Below are 19,794 nucleotides of genomic sequence, written 5' to 3' on the forward strand. Positions count from 1 at the left end.
GATCAAGTTAAGTCTTTAATGAAACGTATCATAAATTTTCTTTGCCTTGGCCGCTCCAACCGTTTTGGCCAGGTCTTCCACCGAAGCTTCTTTAATGCGCTTCACCGACTTAAATGTTTTTAGTAAATCTTGGGCGGTTTTTTCTCCAATTCCTTCTATACCTTCCAACTCTGAATTAATAGCCCCCTTACTTCTCTTGTTCCTATGGAAAGTTATACCAAAGCGGTGGGCCTCGTTACGCAGTTGTTGGATGATCTTTAAAGATTCAGACTTTTTATCAAGATATAATGGGATTGAGTCTCCGGGAAAATAAATCTCCTCTAATCGTTTTGCTATCCCAATGATAGCAATTTTGCCCCTTAACCCCAAAAGATCCAAGCTCTTTAAGGCAGATGACAATTGTCCTTTTCCCCCATCTATTACAATGAGCTGTGGTAAGGGCTCTGCTTCATTTAGAAGTCTCTTGTATCTTCTAAATACCACTTCCTCCATGGAGGCAAAATCATCTGGCCCTTCTACCGTTTTAATATTATAATGACGATAATCCTTTTTTGAAGGCTTTCCGTCCTTAAAAACAACACAGGCTGCTACGGGATTTGTGCCCTGTATGTTTGAGTTATCAAAACATTCTATATGCCTTGGCTCTTCAGATAGCCTCAAATCCTTTTGCATCTGGGCCATAATCCTATTGGCATGTCTGTTGGGATCTATTATCTTCTCTTGCTTAAATCTTTCTTGTCTAAAGTATTTTGCATTTCGCTCGGATAGCTCTAAAATTTTCTTCTTATCCCCCATTTTTGGAATCGTAATTTTTAGGCCCGGTTCTGTGGTTACTTCAAAGGGAACGTATAACTCCCTGGAAAAAGAATTGAAACGTTGCCTGATTTCCACGATGGCCAAAGCCAAAAGATCCTGATCTTCCTCGTCCAATTTCTTCTTTATTTCCAGCGTATGGGATCGCACAATGGACCCATGGGAAATCTGCAAAAAGTTCACATAGGCATACAGGTCATCTGAAACTATGGAAAAAACATCCACGTTGTTGATATTTGGATTGACAATGGTGGACTTCACCTCGTAATTCTCCAAAACATCTATTTTCTCTTTTATCTGCTGCGCCTCCTCGAACCTCATTTCCTCGGCATAAGTCTTCATCTGATTTTTAAAATACTGCAGAGATGATTTAAAATTCCCTTTTATGATCTCCCTGATATCCTGAATTTCCTGGTGGTACTCTTCCTGGGTCTGGTACCCTTCACAAGGCCCCTTACAATTTCCCAAGTGATATTCCAGGCAAACCTTATATTTCCCCGCCTCTATTTTCTCTTGGGACAGATCATAATTACAGGTGCGCAGTGGATATACACTCTTTATCAACTCCAACAAAGTCTTTACCGTCTTCATACTGGTGTAAGGCCCAAAATACTCTGAACCATCCTTGATGTGTCTGCGAGTGGGAAATATTCTAGGGAACCTTTCATTCTTTATACATATCCAAGGATAGGTCTTATCATCCTTCAGCAATACGTTATAACGGGGTTGATATTTTTTAATAAGGTTGTTCTCCAACAAAAGGGCGTCGGACTCTGTAGCTACCACAATATGTTTTATATCCCTGATTTTCTTGACCAATACCCGTGTTTTACCTATCTCATGGGTTTTGGAAAAGTAGGAGGACACCCTTTTCTTTAAATCCTTTGCCTTTCCAACATATAGAATCTTATCATTGCTATCGTAGAATTGGTAGACTCCTGGACTCGAAGGCAGGGTTGTGAGTAGAACATTAATTGGTATCTCCGACATAGGTTTTCACCTTATTTTTCATATTGTTCCCTACAAAGATAAACTACTCCCAAAGAATATAAATACCATAGGTTTTTATCTTATTGACCCAAACCGCTAAAACTCCAATTGGATATCAAAAAAAATCTTAGATGTGCGAAATAGTATCATTTTAGAGATGATTTGAAGCCTACTACCTATTTATTTCGCATTTTTGAGGGCAGGATTTTATCAATAATCTTACTTATTAACAATTTAGACGTATATTTCGTAGAACAAAAACTCTTTTTGCAAAAAAAATTAAAAAACTTATCGTTACTTTTAACAATCTTGTTTAATAGGACATGGGAACCAATTTAATGCAACATATTGATGCACAGCGTGTTATCGTCCTAATGTTAGAAATTAAAACAAAAAGTAGTTAAACCAGCGTTAACAAAATTATAAAAAAAGTGCATTTCATCGGAAAAAAGTGCATTTCGTAGAGGAAATTAGAAAATTTTAGTTATTTTTAGCGTGAACAAAATGTACTATACATGGAAAACTACATTATCACTCTTGGAACTTATCTAATACTAATGCTTTTCTTTAAAATTTATTTTGCAGTTGCCAGTAAGGAGTAGTTCCATATTATTTTAACTATTTTGCGCAATCTTAAATCAATCACCAAAAATGTTGAAAAAAGATTTGCGGGTTAAAATCCTCTCCCTTAGAAATTCTCTAACCACGGAATATCTTTCTGATCAAAGTTTACAATTAGCCAATACCCTTCTTACATTACCTATCTGGAATTTTTCCTATTATCACTTATTTCTTTCTATCTCCGAAAAGAAGGAGATAGACACCAGTTATATACTATCCATCTTACAGGGAAAAGATAAAAATATTGTCCTTCCAAAAATGGCGGATGATCAAACCCTGAAACATTTTCTGCTCACGGACAGCACCGTCATAAAGCACAATAACTGGGGAGTTCCAGAACCTTTGGATGGCATTGAGGTACCAACCACTAAAATTGATGTGGTCTTTATACCATTATTGGCTTTTGACACAAAAGGCAATAGAGTTGGTTATGGCAAAGGCTTTTACGATATCTTCTTAAAGGAATGCAATCCTGATGTCATCAAAATTGGACTTTCCCTTTTTGAGGCAGAGGAAAGTATAGATGATATAGCTCCCGATGACGTCCCCTTGGATTATTGTATTACCCCCAATAAGGTTTACTCATTCTGAGAATCTTCCCTTTTACCGAAAGCTTTTTTATTGAAGACAATTAATATGCCGACCCCAGTGCTTATAGTCGTATCAGCGATATTAAAAACTGGTTCAAAAAAACGGAAGTTATTGCCTCCCACTACAGGCACCCAATCGGGCCAGGTGGTGTCTACCAATGGAAAATAAAGCATGTCCACAACCTTGCCGTGAAAGATAGTACCATAGGGATCCTGGGCAAACAAGGTGGCTACCTGATTAAAGCTGTCATCAAAGATAACCCCGTAAAAAACGGAATCAATAATATTGCCAAGTGCACCTGCAAATATTAGTGAAACAGCCACAATCAATGTTTTTGAGGCTTTCTTTTGTATAGTATCATATAACCAATACCCGATCCCTAAAATGGCAAAAAGTCTAAATACGGTAAGAATCAATTTTCCCAATTCATCTGAAATTGGAAAAATATCACTCAATTTGGTACCCCAAGCAGCCCCTTCATTTTCAATGAACAATATTTTGAACCAATTAAAAACTGTTACTGATTCACCCAAAACAAAATGGGTCTTGATGTAAATTTTACTCAGTTGGTCTACCAATAAAATCACTGCTACTAGCAGTATAGACTTCTTTAAATTCATTCTGTGGTTTCTAGGTTTTGTCAAAAATAGACATATTATTTGGTTTTCTTGAGATGGATATCTCCTGTAACGGTATGTAATCTAAAATTATCATTTCCGGTTGAAATCGGTTCTTCGATAATCTGCCCATAGGTACTTGTTGCGTCGATTGAAGCCTTTTTGCTGAAAACCAAAATATCCCCACTTTGGGTTCTTACCGTACAATTTTCTCCAACGTTGTTCAGCTCACATCTCCCATCACTCAGAATAACATCCAAACTGTGATAGCGCCCACTGGCAACAACATTGCAACTAGCGCCAAACACCTTGGTGTTACTGTAGTTCGGCAATTTAATATTTAAGGCGATGGAAACCACCTTATGTGCACTAAGCTTATCATTTGGAACTGTGAAATTAGGCTGAAATCCGGCACTGATGAATATAGTAGCTCCCTCTTGTTTTACATTGACTATTAGGTTGGGGTTATATTCCCCGTCCATGGCTGCGTCAACAATAAGGTCTTTGGTATTTGAGGTTTGCAAAATCACTTCAAAACAATTTTCCGCATCTATTTGGATGAAGGAAGTTTTTGGATCGACAATAGATTTTTTCACCGTTTTTTGAGCCTTCAAGAAACAGCATGAAAATAACAGGAACACTATAAGGGTATTCTTCATAGGTGGTATAAAAAAACGCCCTAATAAAAAGGCGTTTTTAATTTAACTCTGCATATTTTTTGCCTCTATGCTCAAGGTGGCATGGGGCACAAGTTTTAAGCGCTCCTTATTAATGAGCTTTCCTGTTACCCTGCAAATACCATAGGTCTTGTTTTCAATACGCTGTAAAGCATTTCTTAGATCCCTAATGAATTTCTCCTGACGGATCGCCAATTGTGTGTTTGCCTCTTTGCTCATTGTTTCGGATCCTTCCTCAAATGCCTTGAATGTAGGTGAGGTATCATCTGTACCGTTATTACCATCATTCATATATGAACTCTTAAGCAATTCCAAATGGCTTTTTGCTTTACTCATTTTTTCCTCAATCAATACTCTAAACTCCTCTAGGTCCTTATCTGAGTATCTTACTTTTAAATCTTCTGCCATAGTTTTAATGTTTTTGGATAAACAATTTTGTATTCACTTGATCAAAGGAGATGTCGGTTCCACTTTCCAATTTCTCTTCAAAAATAAGCTCTGCGGTCAAGGTTTCGGTTTTAATATAATCTATATTACTTGCCACGGCCAATTCCACACATCCGTCCTTCAATAATTTAACATCAATTTTATCGGTTACCTCATACCCTGAATCTTTTCTCAAATTCTGGATACGATTAACCAGTTCCCTAGCTATTCCTTCCTTCCGAAGCGTTTCGTTAATGGTTACATCCAAGGCTACTGTTAACGATCCTGAGCTGGCCACAAGCCAACCTTCTATGTCTTGGGAAGAAATCTCTACATCTTGTAACTGTAAAATAAGGATTTTATTTTCAATTTGTAATGATATTTCGCCCTCTTGCTCAATTTTTTGGATATCCTCCTGTCCCAATTGGGCCACAGCGCTTGCAATTGCCTTCATATCCTTGCCAAATTTTGGCCCCAAAGTTTTAAAATTGGGCTTAATCTGTTTTACCAAAACTCCGGATGCATCGTCCAATAATTCAATTTCCTTAACATTCACTTCAGATTTGATAAGATCGGCAACAGCTTCGATCTCCTCGCGCTGACGATCATCCAATACTGGAATCATTATTTTCTGTAAAGGCTGACGCACTTTTATTTTTTCCTTTTGACGTATGGAAAGCACCAAAGACGATATGGTCTGTGCCTTTGCCATCTTACTTTCCAATTCAGGATTTACCATCGCTGCATCAAATGTAGGAAAATTCGCTAAATGAACACTCTCAAATAGTTCTTTCTCGGTGCCTGACGTTAAATCTTTATAAAGTCGGTCCATGAAAAATGGGGCCACTGGCGCCGATAATTTAGCTATGGTCACCAAACAGGTATACAACGTTTGGTATGCTGAAATTTTATCCTGCTGATAATCCCCCTTCCAAAAACGCCTTCTGCTCAATCGCACATACCAGTTGCTCAGGTTTTCTTGAACATATTCTGAAATGGCCCTGGTGGCACGTGTAGGCTCATATTCCGCATAGGCCTCATCCACTTTTTTGATGAGTGAATGTAGTTCGGATAAAATCCATTGGTCTATTTCCGGACGTTCTTTAAGAGGAATATCTGCCTCCTCGTATTTAAATTTGTCTATGTTGGTGTAAAGTGCAAAGAAGGAATAGGTATTGTACAAGGTCCCGAAAAATTTGCGTTTGACCTCAGCAATTCCATCTATGTCAAATTTAAGGTTGTCCCATGGATTGGCATTGGAAATCATATACCAACGGGTGGCATCTGCCCCATGTTCCTCCATTGTTGTAAAGGGATCTACGGCATTCCCTAAACGCTTGGACATCTTTTTACCCTCTTTATCCAGCACCAAGCCGTTGGATACTACATTTTTATAGGCAACCGAATCAAATACCATAGTAGCTATCGCATGAAGCGTATAAAACCAACCACGGGTCTGATCAACACCTTCCGCAATAAAATCTGCCGGAAACGTTTTTCCTTCGTCTATTAAGTCTTTATTTTCAAATGGGTAGTGCCACTGCGCATATGGCATGGAACCACTGTCAAACCAAACATCGATAAGGTCGCTCTCGCGTCTCATTGGCTTGCCTGAAGTGGAAACCAGGGTTATCTGATCCACGATGTTTTTATGTAGATCTATCTTATCATAGTTCTCTTCCGACATATCACCCGAAACAAATTCGGCAAAAATATCTTTCTCCAAAACCCCAGCCGCAACGGCCTTGGCCATTTCCGACTTCAATTCTGCCACAGAACCTATAATAATTTCTTCTTTTCCATCTTCCGTTCTCCAAATGGGCAATGGTATGCCCCAGTAACGGGAACGGGAAAGGTTCCAATCGTTGGCATTTGCCAACCAATTGCCAAACCTACCTTCTCCGGTAGCTTTAGGCTTCCAGTTGATGGTCTGGTTGAGATCGAACATCCTATCTTTGATGTCGGTCACTTTTATGAACCAAGAATCCAACGGGTAATATAATATAGGCTTATCGGTACGCCAACAGTTAGGGTAACTATGCACATACTTTTCTACCTTAAAGGCTTTGTTCTCTTCTTTTAATTTAATCGCCAGTTCAACATCCACAGATTTCTCTGGGATCTCTCCTTCATTGTAGTATTCGTTCTTTACGTATTTACCGGCAAACTCCCCCATTTCCGAGCGGAATTTCCCTTGTAGATCCACAAGTGGAACAGGGTTGCCATTATCATCCAATACGAGCATTGGAGGAACTTCTGGTACCGCCTGTTTAGCCACCAAGGCATCATCTGCTCCAAATGTAGGTGCAGTATGCACTATTCCAGTACCATCCTCAGTGGTCACAAAATCTCCGGTGATTACCCTGTAGGCGTTCTCTGGATTTTGATAAGGCTGGGCATAAGGCAATAATTGCTCATATCTGATTCCTTCCAAATCCTTTCCTAGATAGGAACCTTGAACCAAAAATGGAATTTTTTTATCTTCTTGTTTGTAATTGGCCCAAGCCTCCAAAGTCTCCACTTCTTCAAACTTACCTGTAAATTGTTTGGCCACCAATGATTTTGCCAACACTACATTCGTAGGTTCAAAAGTGTACTGGTTGTACGTTTTTACAACGACGTACTCTATCTTGGGTCCAACCGTCAAAGCCGTATTGGAAGGCAATGTCCATGGAGTTGTTGTCCAAGCCAAGAAAAACAATTCTCCCTCAATTCCTTTCATGGAATCAGGCAGTGTTTCCTCCAGCACCTTAAATTGAGCGGTAACAGTAGTATCTGTAACATCCTGGTAGGTACCGGGTTGGTTCAACTCGTGGGAACTTAGACCTGTTCCTGCCTTTGGGGAATACGGTTGAATGGTATAACCTTTATAGATAAGGCCCTTATCGTAGATTTGCTTTAGCAACCACCATACCGTCTCCATGTACTTGGATTTGTACGTGATATATGGGTCTTCCATATCTACCCAATACCCTACTTTTTCGGTCATACTGTTCCAAACGTCAGTATAACGCATCACTGCTTTTTTACAGGCAGAGTTGTAATCCTCAACAGAAATTTTTGTGCCAATATCCTCTTTTGTGATTCCCAATTCTTTCTCAACCCCAAGTTCAATGGGAAGACCATGGGTATCCCATCCCGCTTTCCGCTTCACTTGGAAACCTTTCATGGTCTTGTACCTAGGAAATATATCCTTGATCGTACGGGCCATAACATGGTGGATTCCGGGCATTCCATTTGCAGAAGGGGGACCTTCATAAAAGACATAATTATCCTTACCCTCCCTACTTGTTACACTTTTTTCAAAAATCTGATGCTCTTTCCAATAGTGTAATATCTCCTCGGCAACTTTTGGTAAATCTAACCCTTTGTATTCTGCAAACTTCATAATAACAGCTTCTATTGCATTATTTTAAGTTTGCAAAACTAGTGAATTTTCACTAGAAAACTTTCGGTTGAAAAACAAAAAAGCCCCTTGAACAAGGGGCTTTTAATTAAGATGAAATTTTTACTTTACTATTTACTTCCAGTAATGGTCACATTTGCACTTATCTGCACAGAAGAGGTAACACTAATGGCTCCTAAATTTAAACCTGTAGTAGATTCGGCATTTAACATTGAATTGAAAAACAATTCATTGTTATCCTCTGTATAAGAAGCAAATACCAACTCGTATTCTCCTTCTTTCAAAAAGCTCAAGTTATAAGATCCACTTAGACCGCTTACTACTGAACTGGTAACTGCATTTGCAAAAGTCACATTGCTTGAACCACTTCCTTTTGTTTCTGCGTCAGCATTAAATTTCCCTTTTTCATAAGCGTAAACAATGATCTTATCTGAAGTATTGTTCGTGTCATTTGCCGTACCAGTTATCTTACCTGATAATTCCTCATTCACAACCCTGATACCAGCAGAAAGCTCGCTCATGGTCACAAAATTGAAATCACTGGACAGTGTGTTCTTATCTTCCTTAACTGTTTTTCTAAGGTCGAAATCGATCACCACTTGGTTAGCAGATTTAGCCAACACCTCAAACTTATCCTGAATAGCTATTTTGTTGGAAGAAGCTACAAGGGCATCTTTGGTCCCATCAGCCATTTCAACATAGCAACCAGGAGTATTCCCGTTCACATCCTTTTCAAAATCCAATTCAAATTCAATATTTGAGTAAGAACCTGCTTTTAAGTCCATATTACCCAAAGTTTCTGTCTTACCATTAACCAAGGCGGCCAAGTTGACCGTAGTGGCGGCAAAACCTTCCAATGCCTTGCCATCTACCTTAACGTTGGTGATGGTTACTACTACTGCCTCCACATTAGCATTATCAATGGGAGCATCCGTTACTTTAAAAGTTGTGTCATATGTTTCCGCGTCCATTCCTGGATCGTCATTGTCATCATTACATGAAACAAAGGCGAAAACAGACATTAAAATAATTCCTGCATTTTTTAAATAATTCTTCATAAGATTTGAAATTTGTTCGTTTGGGTATATAACAAGCCAACCCTACTTTACCCTAATGCAGAAATGTTAAAGTATTACTAAGAAACTGAAAACAGAAATCAACCATTTGATTTACTGAAGATTACACTTTTATTATTTTTTGCCATTCGATTTCATTTATTGTTTATTTTTATAAAAACCTATAATTCTATTAATATGAAAAGGCTTATTTTAAGTACAACAATTTTGCTCATGCTGAGCTTTACGTTTGTTTCCTGTAGGGAAACCGCGGATAAAACCAAAGATGCAATAGATCGGACCGAGGAAGCCCTAGAAAAGGCAGGTGACAAAATTGAGGATGCAAGTGAGAATGCCATGGATAAAATGGAAGAAGTGGGAGAGGATATGGAAAAGGCAGGAGAAAATGCCATGGATTCCTTGAAAAAAGCTGGCAAGGAAGTTAAAAGGACAACCGAAGAAGCGGTCAAAGAAACCAAAAAAGCTATCAAGGACTAACTATTGTCTCGTTTATGTAATAGATAAACCTGGATAATCCGGGTTTTTTTAATTAAAAATGGTATCCCAGGCCCAATATCAAATTGGTGCCGGCCGCTGTGATACCCGAGGAATACGGACGGTATCTCTGATTGGTAATATTCTCCAAACTGGCCGTGAGTTTTAGACTACTACTTAATTCATATTGGGAACGGACATTTAGCGTATACCATGATGGAGAATACGGGTTTCCATTGGCATCCAACTCATATATATAACCCTTGCCTATTTCCGAAGCCGCCAAATTATCATTGGAAATCTCGCCATTATAGGCAAGGAACAGATCGGCCTTAAATCTTTGATTCTTCCAAATGACATGAACATCCCCAAAAGTAGGTGCTACATGTCTTCCTGGAGAATCCGTACCATCTTCCTCCTCTTCAATGCCCTCTGTTATCGTAAGGTTGGATTGCATTGAAAGATTTTCCGTAAAAAAAGCCTCCATTCCAAATTCAAAGCCATAAACATAGGCCTTGGCAGCATTCTGTATTGCCTGCACCCTACTGGTCTCGCCATTGTATTCTATTTCATCCTGACCATTGAACTGATAATCGCGCCTTACCAAGGCATCAACAAGATATGTGTAGAACGCGGCCCCTTTAAGAACGAGTTTGTCCTTAAAATTTTTCTGGATCCCCACCTCCATATTATAGGCATATTCTGGCTGTAAATCTGGATTTGGAACGACCACAGCACCAGGTTCGGAATCAAAAATCTTTCCTATATCATCAATATTGGGCGCTCTAAATCCCGTAGACCCATTCCAGGTGACCTGCAGGTCTGGCTTGGGCAACCAACTAAGCCCAAGGCTTCCAGTTAAGGCCCCTGTACTCAGATTGGCCCCTTGAAAAGGAAAGCCATAATATGTGGTATCAAAGTCTGCATTAATCCAGACATGGCTATAGCGCAAGCCTGTAAGGATGGTCATATTGGGTTTCAACTTATATTCTAAATTGAAATAGCCTGCCAATGTCTGCCAGGTAGACCCGTCTGGATACCTAGAGGCGGAACCCATTACCTCGTTGGTTTGGATATCCTTTTGACTACCATCGGAATGAATTTTATTGAAAACATATTCTCCCCCATAATACAGGCGAAAATCGCCCATACGCTTATTTTCAAAATCGATATTGGAAGAGAGAGCATCTACTTTTTCGGCCGTAGAATACAAATTAGGATTCTGAAAACCCCTATCATTTCTGCTCTCCTCAAAATGTTGGTATGCGTTGGTAATCTTTAATCCGTCGTAAAATTTCCCTTTGCCCTTTTGTTCTGCCTGAAGATTGGCCATAAACCATTTTTGGGGGCCATAGTACCATTCTGCAGACCTTAGACCATCACCTGCCTTGTTAGGCCTTATCAATCTGTCATACCTAGAATAATCTGAGGTCTCCGAATAAAATAAACCCATGTCCAGGTCCCAAAAGTTATTGGGCTTATAGGTTACTTTTTGCATAACATTGATCTGGTCATAACCCGAAGGCACCTGTTTCCTGGGATTGGGATTTACTACTAATTGGTCCCCGCTTACCGAGGGTACCACATAATTATTTCTCAAATATGATTCAGGGCCATACTTACCCATTTTTAAATCCCCAAAATCCGAATAGGACACACTCGTGAGCAACCCCCATTTTCTTTTCCCGTAATTCAGATCGGCATGCAACGTATTTTCATTATTGGCGGTAGAGTACCTATAATCCATATTTCCTTTAATACGAAGGCTATCCCCAACGGCCAATTGCGGGGTCTGGGTATAAAAATTCATGACACCGCCAATGGCATCGCTACCATAAATCACGGAGCCAGGCCCGAAAATCACTTCCGTGTTTTTTATGGTAAACGGGTCTATTGAAATAATGTTTTGGATATTGCCCCCGCGAAAAATGGCATTGTTCATACGGATACCATCTACTGTAATTAAAAGTCGGTTCGTGGCAAATCCCCTTATCATTGGACTACCTCCGCCCAGTTGGCTTTTTTGTACAAAGACCTTTCCGCTATTTTGCAAAAGGTCTGCTGAAGTTTGAGGGGAGGTAAATGCAATAGACTTTGCATCTATCGAGGTTATCTTTTGAGGAATATCTTTTCGCTGCTGTTCCCATTTGGAAATGGACATGACCACTTCATCCAATTGTTCAGCATTCATTGTCAAGTACACCGTCTTATTTTCCCGTCTCGACAATAAGGCCTTAGAAGTTTTTTTTAATTGATATCCGATGTGTTTAAAAATGATACGCTCGTTGGCGGTAAATATCCCTAAATCGGCCTTACCAAAGAGATCGGAAATTACAGTTTTGCTTTTGTCATTATTATATATGGCCACATTGGGAATGGGCTCTTTGTTCTCGGCATCTAAGATGACAAATTCCTGGGCCTGAACCACCTGAATAATTAAGAAACAGACAACGAAAATTATATTGCGCATATTAACTGAAAACTTCATTTAAAACTGCCAAGGATTTTGGTTTTCGGAATCCCTGTAAATGTAATTCAAAATATAAAATCAATGATTTTAGCAATTCTTGCCGGTTCACCTTTTTCATTTTTACAGAATGTAACTCATCAAATTTTATGCCCAAAAACGCTTTAAAATAATTTAAGTTTTCCCCATATAGCATAGGGTTCAATGTGGTGGTCTGTACAAATTCTCCAGCCATCAAATCAAAATAGGGCGCATCTGCTTCATCCCGTTGTGGAAAAAAACCAAAATACTTGGTCAATCGAAGTAAAAAATACAAATGAAAATTGGAAATTTCATTGTGGGTATCCAACCATTGTAGGGAAGCTTCAATAAATTGAAACAGCTCTTGATTTTCCTCTTCCTCAAAAATGCTATTGGCAAGCATTTCTGCCAAAAATAAGGTCATCGCATTTTTTGTAATGTTCGTATGCAGGGATTCATAGTGGTAGTTTACCCGAACCTCCCTAATACTCTCCATGGTCCCTTTATTTTTGTGGTAGGCTACCACCTCCAATTGCATCAAGGGTTGAAAATAAGCTGATTTAATCTTCCCTTTTTTGGATGCCAATACCCCTTTCAGTAGATATGTTTTTAGACCACTTTGCTCCGTAAACGCCTTTACGATAAGACTGGTGTCTCCGTATTTGAGCCCTGAAAGAACAATTGCCTTGGTGGTAATCTGCATCTATAGTGGTTAGGAGCTATAAAGATAATAGGTTAAGTCATTAAAAAGCAGCTCTAAAACAAAAAGGCTCTCCAATTAATGGAAAGCCTTTTATATCTGTTGTGGGAATCCTTAGATAACCCCTTGGGCAAGCATAGCATCGGCAACTTTTACAAAGCCAGCGATATTCGCTCCTCTTACATAGTTGCAATATCCATCCTCATCCTTACCATATTGTATACAAGAATCATGGATGTCCTCCATAATATCTTTTAAACGGCCATCAACCTCTTCACGAGTCCAGCTAATACGAAGTGAGTTTTGTGACATTTCCAAACCAGAAGTAGCAACCCCACCTGCATTGGAAGCCTTTCCAGGTGCAAATAAGATTTTAGCAGTATGGAACTCATGAATAGCTTCAGGCGTAGAAGGCATATTTGCTCCTTCCGCAACACAAATACATCCGTTCTTAATCAATTCTTTTGCATCATCGCCACCCAACTCATTTTGTGTAGCACAAGGCAACGCAATATCACAGGCAACTTCCCAAGGGGTTGCACCTTTATGGAAGGTAGCTGATTTGTATTTATCTACATATTCAGAAATACGACCTCTTTTATTATTTTTTAAGTCCATGACAAATTCCAACTTCTCAGTGTCAATACCGTCCTTATCAAAAATATAGCCTTGAGAATCTGAAAGTGTCAACACTTTAGCGCCCAATTGTATCGCTTTTTCCGCTGCATACTGCGCCACATTTCCTGATCCAGAAATTACCACATTTTTACCTGAAAAATCTTTACCTTGTGTTTGCAACATGCTCTGTGCAAAATACACAGTTCCATAACCGGTCGCTTCTGGACGAATTAAAGATCCACCCCAAGAACGTCCTTTACCGGTTAAAACTCCGGTAAACTCATTTCTAATCTTCTTGTACATACCGAACAAGAAACCTATTTCCCTGGCGCCTACTCCTATATCTCCTGCAGGAACATCGGTGTTTGGACCAATGTGTCTACATAATTCAGTCATAAAAGCATGGCAAAAACGCATTACTTCGTCGTCTGACTTACCTTTAGGATCAAAATCGGATCCTCCTTTACCACCACCCATAGGCAATGTGGTCAAACTATTTTTAAACACTTGCTCAAAAGCCAAGAATTTAAGGATACTGGCATTTACCGTAGGGTGAAAACGCAAACCACCTTTATAAGGTCCAATAGCCGAATTCATTTGAATCCTATACCCTCTATTGACATGGATCTCCCCATCGTCATCTACCCAAGAAACCCTGAAGGAAATCAATCTTTCTGGTTCTACCATCCTCAAAAGGATGTTCTTCCCGTTGTAAATATCGTGTTTTGCTATATAAGGTATTACGGTTTCAGCTACTTCATGAACTGCCTGAATGAATTCTGGTTCGTGTCCATTTCGAGATCTCACCTCTTCCATAAACGCTTTAATCTTTGCTTCCATAAAAAACTTGATTATTATTAATCTTGATGAATTGAAAATATACGGGCAAAATTATATTATTCCAACAATTTAGAGCCTATTTTTTTAAAAATTTGATAAATTATTATCCGATTGCCTGTTCCAAATCGGCAATAAGATCATTTTCATCTTCAATTCCAACACTTAAGCGAATCAAGGCGTCCACAACCCCACTTTTTTCCCGTTCTTCTTTTGGAATACTTGCATGGGTCATACTAGCCGGATGTCCCGCCAAACTTTCAACTCCGCCCAAAGATTCTGCGAGAGTGAAAAGCTTTAATTTTTCCACAATGGCAATGGCATCTTTATATTTGCCCCCTTTGGTCACAAAAGAAATCATCCCCCCAAAATCTTTCATTTGACTTTTAGCAATACTGTGATTGGGATGGTCTTCAAAGCCTGGCCAATATACCTTTTCAATTTTTGGATGGTTCTTTAGGTAATTGGCAATGGTCTTCCCATTTTCACAATGCCGCTGCATCCTTATATGGAGTGTCTTTATACCACGCAGTACCAAAAAACTATCCATCGGACCACAGACGGCCCCACTGGCGTTTTGAATGAAATACAACTGATCTGCCAGTTCTTTATCCTTAACCACTAAGGCACCAACAACCACGTCACTATGTCCTCCCAAATATTTTGTAGCAGAATGCATGACTATATCGGCCCCTAAGTCCAATGGAAGTTGCAAATAAGGTGTGGCAAACGTATTGTCAACGGCCAATAGAATATTATACTTCTTTGCCAGTTTGGAAACAGCCACAATATCAATGATGTTCATCATGGGATTTGTAGGCGTCTCTACCCAGATTAGTTTTGACTTTTCATTAATATAATCGGCTATATTTTCCGCATTTTGCATCCCTATAAAATGGAAGGTGATTCCAAATTTTTCAAAAATCTTTTTGAACAACCTATAACTTCCGCCATAAAGATCATTCGTGGTAACCACTTCATCTCCCGGGGATAATAATTTTATTACGGCATCTATGGCTGCCAAGCCACTTCCAAAAGCCAAGCCGTAATTGCCATTCTCTATGCTGGCCAAGGAGTTCTCCAACGCAGTCCGTGTAGGGTTTGCGCTTCGTGAATATTCAAATCCCTGATGACCGCCAGGGGTCGTCTGGGCATAGGTGGAAGTTTGATATATTGGTGGCATTACCGCACCATATGCCTTGTCCGGTTGTTGTCCACCATGAATCGTTTTACTATTGAATCCCAAGCCTTTTTCGCTCATATAAAAATATTCTAATACAAATGTATTGTTATCTTTTGATGAATGCAATGAAGCATTACTTTTGTGAATTCATTCAACCCTATACCTATGAAGAAGCTATTTTCTTTTTTAACAGTACTTAGTCTCATTTTTGTCAGTTGTGAAAAGGAAGATAAATTAGCTTTTGCCCCTTCAAAATATTTAAGTGATAGCTGTGCTAATTGTCCCAGTGTAAAAATAACCATTCCCAATGCCCTGGAGGATTCCAAAATCGCGAAAACCATTAACAATTCGCTTAAAGAAGAAATCATCTACTTGTTGACTTTTGAAGATGGGATGGATGTTTCCTCCATTGAGGAGGCAATTGCCTCTTTTAAAAATGGGTACACCATACAAAAAAACAAGTTTCCAGATGAATCGATAGGATGGGAAGCGAAGATTGAGGGAGAGGTGGCCTATGAGGATGAAAATATCGTAACTATCCAACTAAAGACCTATATTTTTACAGGCGGAGCACACGGCTATGCCCCCACACGGTTTTTAAACTTCGACAAAAAGAATGGTTTGGAACTGGAAAACTGGGAATTATTTAAGGATCTAGATGCTTTTATGCGTTTTGCCGAAACCAAATTCAGGGTCCAAGAGCATGTCCCACTGGAAAAATCAATCAATAGTACGGGGTTTATGTTCGATGACAACAGCTTCTATCTTTCGGAGAACATAGGATTTACCAACGAGGGACTTAAACTATACTACGACCAATATGAAGTGGCTTCTTATGCCGACGGCCCTATTGTTTTGAACTTGCCCTACAAAGAGATTGCAGATTATTTGACCTATAAAGTAAAGTATAAAGCCGATTAATTTTCGACAGCCCTTTTTAATGCAAGAATGGACCCAAGGTGTAGGCCTTCATGAAAGGTATTGAAAGCAATTGAATCTTCAACCTTGCTCAAAGTAACATTTACACTTGTGGTATACTTGTTGAATTCCTTGAAAAGACCATTTTCATAATCCTCTTTCAACCATTCCACTGTAGATAACAAAAGTGCGGCCACTTTTTTTATCTCCTCATCTGAGGCTTCACCTTTTGGAAATGTCCCTTTTCTATAAGCCTCTACCATTTCATCATCAACCCTCATCTGAAGATTACTCATTTTATAGACCAATAATTGCTGAGTAACCACCACATGTGCAATATTCCACCATATATTATTATTAAAGCCTTCCGGAATTTTGAAGAGTTTTTCCCTCGGTGTTTTTGTGAGCAATTTGTACAATATATTTCTGTTCTGAAGGGTGATGTCAAGTAAGTATTCCAATGTCCTGATTTTTTTATAAAAATAGTACAATCCATTTGAATTGGGTTTCTTTGCAGTGAATTTACCTTAAAATTGTTCCTGGTCATGACAAAAAAAATTTACCACCTAAGCACATGCGATACCTGCAAGAGAATACTGAAAGAGCTGCAGCCACTTGATGATGTAGTGCTACAGGATATAAAATCAGTAGCCATTACCCCTGCACAGCTGGAAGAAATGAAACTTCTGTCGGGTAATTATGAAAGCCTGTTCAGTAAAAGGGCGAGAATGTACAAAGAAAGAGATCTGGGAAGTAAAGATCTTAAGGAGGAAGATTATAAAGATCTGATATTGGAACATTATACCTTTTTAAAACGGCCAGTGATCGTCCTAGACAAACAAATATTTATCGGCAATGCCAAAAAAGAGATAGCAGCTGCCAAAGAAGTTCTCCATTCTTGAGTAAAAGAACCCTTGCCATTTTGGCGGCCATTGGGGCAACCATCATATATGGCATTAACCATACCATTGCCAAGGGGGTAATGCCGACTTATGTAAAACCTTTCGGGTTTATTTTCATCCGGGTTACGGGAGCCGCCATTCTCTTTTGGGGCATCTCCTTTTTTGGTCCCAAAGAAAAAATAGCACGTAGGGATTGGCTGCGGGTTTTAGTCTGTGCCATCTTGGGCATGGTCATTAATATGTTGGCCTTTTTTAAAGGATTGGACTTGTCCACGCCCATCAATAGTGCCGTATTGATCACCATTACCCCAATCATAGTGGTCATACTTTCTGCACTTCTTATCAAGGAAAAAATTACACTATTAAAAGGATCCGGAGTGTTCCTAGGATTTATAGGAGCCTTGGCACTTGTTCTTTTTGGAGCCGAAATACGACAAGATGCGCCCAATATTCCGCTGGGAAATGCCCTTTTTATCCTAAATGCCACCAGTTATGGCACATATTTGATCGTTGCCAAAAGCCTCATCGAAAAATACCACCCTTTTACTTTAATGAAATGGCTGTTCACCGTTGCGGTAATCATCAACCTACCTATTACATTCTCAGAATTCAGTGAAATCGAGTGGTCGCAGATGCCCTTGGAGGTTTATGGAGTCATCGCCTTTGTAGTCATAGGCACCACTTTTCTCACCTACTTGTTCAATATATATGCACTGAAACAACTAAAGGCATCTACATTAGGGGCATTCGTTTATATACAGCCGCTAATTGGAATTCTTTTTGCTTTGATGACAGGAAAGGATTACCTAACATTGATCAAAACATTTGCCATTGGCCTTGTCTTGATCGGAGTATATTTGGCCACAAAAAAACCTAAACCAGGTCTTTAGGCTTTTTGGCGAATTTACGGGTATCTTCCTTGGTCAGGGTTCTAAATTCGGGCGACTTTTCCACGGCATTGAAATTTTCCAAGAACTCGTTGCCCAGTCCCGTCAATGCCCTGGTGTTCATATCTATCCACGCCCCCATCATTTCACAATGTGCAAAATTTCTTCCCTTTCCGTCATAGAAGTTATGGTGGAATTCGAAAAACATACCATCTTCACTCATTCCCACCAATTCTAAGGACACCTTCACGGGCTTGCCGGGAAAAACCTCTTTAAAATAGTACATATGTTCGTAGAAAACTACGGGACCAATATGATGGTCGGCCATAGATTTTTGATTAAAGCCCAGTTCATTAAGAAAGGCCATACGGGTATGGCTCATATAATTGACGTAAGCGGTATTTCCCAAATGCCTATTGGCATCAATATCACTCCAGCGAATTTCAAACTCTTTTAAATACATATTTTTATGAATATTTTTTTGCTATGCATGCATAATAATTGTAAAAATACCATAGTTTTGAAAAGGAGGGCTCCTCCAAGATAAAAAATTAACAATTATAATTACATTGAAGACTCTTTAAACAGATTGAACATGAAATCTAAAGCTCCCTTTATTAAGGATCTAGCACTTCCGGTAATTGCTGCTCCAATGTTTTTAATATCAGGACCGGAATTGGTAATCGAATGCTGTAAAAATGGCATTGTAGGTACATTTCCTGCCCTTAACCAACGTACTAGTGAAGGTTTTGAAGAATGGCTGATTCAAATAAAATCTGCACTGGAGCAATATGAAAAAGAAACAGGCAAAAAACCTGCCCCTTTTGGGGTGAACCTTATAGTGCACCAGACCAATCCTAGATTACAAGCGGATCTTATGTTGTGCATCAAACACAAAGTGCCTCTAATTATTACCTCCTTGGGAGCTGTATCCCAAGTGGTGGATGCCATCCATGGTTATGGCGGACTCGTATTTCACGATGTGATCAAAAAAAGACATGCGGAAAAAGCTGCTGAGGCAGGCGTGGATGGGTTAATTCTTGTCGCAGCCGGCGCAGGCGGACATGCGGGAACCATCAACCCTATGACCTTGGTAGCAGAAATAAAACGCTTCTATCACAAGACCATTATCCTCTCCGGATGCATCAGCACAGGTAGGGATATTGCCTCTGCCATGCAAATGGGAGCCGATTTGGCCTATATGGGGACACGATTTATCAATACCTCAGAAAGTATGGCCAATGATAATTATCAAAAAATGATAGAGGATTCTACTGCCAGCGATGTAGTTTACACCGCTGCTATTTCCGGGGTTCATGCCAATTTTCTTGGAGACAGCTTAAAAGCTGCAGGAATAACACAAGAAGATTTAAAAAAAGACACCAAGGTAGATTTTGGCAAGGAGCTGGACACAGAAGCAAAGGCCTGGAAAACAATCTGGTCTGCAGGTCAAGGGGTAGCTACCATAGATGACACTATTTCGGTTGAAGAATTGGTCAATAGGCTCAAAACAGAATTTAAGGAGGCCATTGATGAACAGATAAAACTGTTGGAAGTTTATCCTAAATAA

Annotated in this window: 18 protein-coding genes; 6 read left to right on the forward strand and 12 right to left on the reverse strand. The window is 39.4% G+C overall.

Going from position 1 to position 19,794, the window contains the following annotated elements:
• Positions 1-15 precede the first annotated feature (15 nt).
• Positions 16-1,803: an excinuclease ABC subunit UvrC gene (uvrC, locus tag ABXZ32_RS04070; protein WP_354617393.1), complete on the reverse strand. Its 1,788-nt coding sequence runs from the start codon at positions 1,801-1,803 to the stop codon at positions 16-18.
• Positions 1,804-2,454: 651 nt separating this feature from the next.
• Between uvrC and ABXZ32_RS04075 the strand changes: the two genes are divergently transcribed.
• Positions 2,455-3,015 (forward strand): 5-formyltetrahydrofolate cyclo-ligase, encoded by a 561-nt coding sequence (locus tag ABXZ32_RS04075; protein WP_354617394.1) that lies wholly within the window; start codon positions 2,455-2,457, stop codon positions 3,013-3,015.
• Here ABXZ32_RS04075 and ABXZ32_RS04080 read toward each other — a convergent pair.
• From ABXZ32_RS04080 to ABXZ32_RS04100, 5 genes are all read right to left on the reverse strand, one after another.
• Positions 3,003-3,635: a lipoprotein signal peptidase gene (locus tag ABXZ32_RS04080; protein WP_354617395.1), complete on the reverse strand. Its 633-nt coding sequence runs from the start codon at positions 3,633-3,635 to the stop codon at positions 3,003-3,005. The genes ABXZ32_RS04075 and ABXZ32_RS04080 overlap by 13 nt on opposite strands.
• A gap of 35 nt (positions 3,636-3,670) precedes the next feature.
• Positions 3,671-4,228 carry a DUF4097 family beta strand repeat-containing protein gene (locus ABXZ32_RS04085; protein WP_354617396.1) on the reverse strand — a complete coding sequence of 186 codons (558 nt, stop codon included), beginning with the start codon at positions 4,226-4,228 and terminating at the stop codon, positions 3,671-3,673.
• Between the two features lie 105 nt (positions 4,229-4,333).
• Complete coding sequence (locus tag ABXZ32_RS04090) at positions 4,334-4,717, reverse strand: TraR/DksA family transcriptional regulator (RefSeq protein ID WP_062057292.1); 384 nt, start codon at positions 4,715-4,717, stop codon at positions 4,334-4,336.
• Between the two features lie 4 nt (positions 4,718-4,721).
• Positions 4,722-8,123 (reverse strand): isoleucine--tRNA ligase, encoded by a 3,402-nt coding sequence (gene ileS / locus ABXZ32_RS04095; RefSeq protein WP_354617397.1) that lies wholly within the window; start codon positions 8,121-8,123, stop codon positions 4,722-4,724.
• A 128-nt stretch (positions 8,124-8,251) separates the two neighbouring features.
• Complete coding sequence (locus ABXZ32_RS04100; RefSeq protein ID WP_354617398.1) at positions 8,252-9,199, reverse strand: DUF4382 domain-containing protein; 948 nt, start codon at positions 9,197-9,199, stop codon at positions 8,252-8,254.
• 195 nt (positions 9,200-9,394) lie between these two features.
• On the opposite strand from ABXZ32_RS04100, the gene ABXZ32_RS04105 reads away from it, so the two are divergent.
• Positions 9,395-9,694 (forward strand): hypothetical protein, encoded by a 300-nt coding sequence (locus ABXZ32_RS04105; RefSeq protein WP_354617399.1) that lies wholly within the window; start codon positions 9,395-9,397, stop codon positions 9,692-9,694.
• A gap of 52 nt (positions 9,695-9,746) precedes the next feature.
• On the opposite strand, the gene ABXZ32_RS04110 is transcribed toward ABXZ32_RS04105, so the two are convergent.
• The 4 genes from ABXZ32_RS04110 to ABXZ32_RS04125 all read right to left on the reverse strand — a co-directional run bounded on the left by ABXZ32_RS04110 (position 9,747) and on the right by ABXZ32_RS04125 (position 15,595).
• Positions 9,747-12,161 (reverse strand): TonB-dependent receptor plug domain-containing protein, encoded by a 2,415-nt coding sequence (locus ABXZ32_RS04110; RefSeq protein ID WP_354617400.1) that lies wholly within the window; start codon positions 12,159-12,161, stop codon positions 9,747-9,749.
• A 1-nt stretch (position 12,162) separates the two neighbouring features.
• Positions 12,163-12,882 carry a DNA repair protein RecO gene (recO, locus tag ABXZ32_RS04115; RefSeq protein WP_354617401.1) on the reverse strand — a complete coding sequence of 240 codons (720 nt, stop codon included), beginning with the start codon at positions 12,880-12,882 and terminating at the stop codon, positions 12,163-12,165.
• A gap of 111 nt (positions 12,883-12,993) precedes the next feature.
• On the reverse strand, positions 12,994-14,337 hold the full coding sequence (gdhA, locus tag ABXZ32_RS04120; protein ID WP_354617402.1) for an NADP-specific glutamate dehydrogenase: 1,344 nt from the start codon (positions 14,335-14,337) through the stop codon (positions 12,994-12,996).
• A gap of 103 nt (positions 14,338-14,440) precedes the next feature.
• Positions 14,441-15,595 (reverse strand): cystathionine gamma-synthase, encoded by a 1,155-nt coding sequence (locus ABXZ32_RS04125; protein WP_354617403.1) that lies wholly within the window; start codon positions 15,593-15,595, stop codon positions 14,441-14,443.
• An 87-nt stretch (positions 15,596-15,682) separates the two neighbouring features.
• Between ABXZ32_RS04125 and ABXZ32_RS04130 the strand changes: the two genes are divergently transcribed.
• A complete protein-coding gene (locus ABXZ32_RS04130) occupies positions 15,683-16,438 on the forward strand; it encodes a DUF3298 and DUF4163 domain-containing protein (protein ID WP_354617404.1) in 756 nt (251 codons plus the stop codon).
• Here ABXZ32_RS04130 and ABXZ32_RS04135 read toward each other — a convergent pair.
• Positions 16,435-16,896 carry a DinB family protein gene (locus tag ABXZ32_RS04135; protein WP_354617405.1) on the reverse strand — a complete coding sequence of 154 codons (462 nt, stop codon included), beginning with the start codon at positions 16,894-16,896 and terminating at the stop codon, positions 16,435-16,437. The two genes, ABXZ32_RS04130 and ABXZ32_RS04135, sit on opposite strands and share 4 nt — an antisense overlap.
• An 84-nt stretch (positions 16,897-16,980) precedes the next feature.
• On the opposite strand from ABXZ32_RS04135, the gene ABXZ32_RS04140 reads away from it, so the two are divergent.
• Positions 16,981-17,337: an arsenate reductase family protein gene (locus ABXZ32_RS04140; RefSeq protein ID WP_354617406.1), complete on the forward strand. Its 357-nt coding sequence runs from the start codon at positions 16,981-16,983 to the stop codon at positions 17,335-17,337.
• Positions 17,334-18,227, forward strand: coding sequence for a DMT family transporter (locus ABXZ32_RS04145; RefSeq protein ID WP_354617407.1), 894 nt, complete (start codon positions 17,334-17,336; stop codon positions 18,225-18,227). The genes ABXZ32_RS04140 and ABXZ32_RS04145 overlap by 4 nt, the downstream gene beginning before the upstream one ends.
• On the opposite strand, the gene ABXZ32_RS04150 is transcribed toward ABXZ32_RS04145, so the two are convergent.
• Positions 18,211-18,687 carry an acyl-CoA thioesterase gene (locus tag ABXZ32_RS04150; protein ID WP_354617408.1) on the reverse strand — a complete coding sequence of 159 codons (477 nt, stop codon included), beginning with the start codon at positions 18,685-18,687 and terminating at the stop codon, positions 18,211-18,213. The genes ABXZ32_RS04145 and ABXZ32_RS04150 overlap by 17 nt on opposite strands.
• A 132-nt stretch (positions 18,688-18,819) precedes the next feature.
• Here ABXZ32_RS04150 and ABXZ32_RS04155 point away from each other — a divergent pair, with 132 nt between their 5' ends.
• A complete protein-coding gene (locus ABXZ32_RS04155) occupies positions 18,820-19,794 on the forward strand; it encodes an NAD(P)H-dependent flavin oxidoreductase (RefSeq protein WP_354617409.1) in 975 nt (324 codons plus the stop codon).

The sequence above is a fragment of the Sediminicola luteus genome, assembly GCF_040566555.1.
Taxonomy (GTDB): domain Bacteria; phylum Bacteroidota; class Bacteroidia; order Flavobacteriales; family Flavobacteriaceae; genus Sediminicola.

Bases quoted from the DNA above. Each gene is read 5' to 3' on its own strand.
- uvrC (WP_354617393.1), bottom strand. From the start codon at position 1,803: ATGTCGGAGATACCAATTAATGTTCTACTCACAACCCTGCCTTCGAGT.
- ABXZ32_RS04075 (WP_354617394.1), top strand. From the start codon at position 2,455: ATGTTGAAAAAAGATTTGCGGGTTAAAATCCTCTCCCTTAGAAATTCT.
- ABXZ32_RS04080 (WP_354617395.1), bottom strand. From the start codon at position 3,635: ATGAATTTAAAGAAGTCTATACTGCTAGTAGCAGTGATTTTATTGGTA.
- ABXZ32_RS04090 (WP_062057292.1), bottom strand. From the start codon at position 4,717: ATGGCAGAAGATTTAAAAGTAAGATACTCAGATAAGGACCTAGAGGAG.
- ileS (WP_354617397.1), bottom strand. From the start codon at position 8,123: ATGAAGTTTGCAGAATACAAAGGGTTAGATTTACCAAAAGTTGCCGAG.
- ABXZ32_RS04100 (WP_354617398.1), bottom strand. From the start codon at position 9,199: ATGAAGAATTATTTAAAAAATGCAGGAATTATTTTAATGTCTGTTTTC.
- ABXZ32_RS04105 (WP_354617399.1), top strand. From the start codon at position 9,395: ATGAAAAGGCTTATTTTAAGTACAACAATTTTGCTCATGCTGAGCTTT.
- ABXZ32_RS04110 (WP_354617400.1), bottom strand. From the start codon at position 12,161: ATGCGCAATATAATTTTCGTTGTCTGTTTCTTAATTATTCAGGTGGTT.
- recO (WP_354617401.1), bottom strand. From the start codon at position 12,882: ATGCAGATTACCACCAAGGCAATTGTTCTTTCAGGGCTCAAATACGGA.
- gdhA (WP_354617402.1), bottom strand. From the start codon at position 14,337: ATGGAAGCAAAGATTAAAGCGTTTATGGAAGAGGTGAGATCTCGAAAT.
- ABXZ32_RS04125 (WP_354617403.1), bottom strand. From the start codon at position 15,595: ATGAGCGAAAAAGGCTTGGGATTCAATAGTAAAACGATTCATGGTGGA.
- ABXZ32_RS04130 (WP_354617404.1), top strand. From the start codon at position 15,683: ATGAAGAAGCTATTTTCTTTTTTAACAGTACTTAGTCTCATTTTTGTC.
- ABXZ32_RS04140 (WP_354617406.1), top strand. From the start codon at position 16,981: ATGACAAAAAAAATTTACCACCTAAGCACATGCGATACCTGCAAGAGA.
- ABXZ32_RS04150 (WP_354617408.1), bottom strand. From the start codon at position 18,687: ATGTATTTAAAAGAGTTTGAAATTCGCTGGAGTGATATTGATGCCAAT.
- ABXZ32_RS04155 (WP_354617409.1), top strand. From the start codon at position 18,820: ATGAAATCTAAAGCTCCCTTTATTAAGGATCTAGCACTTCCGGTAATT.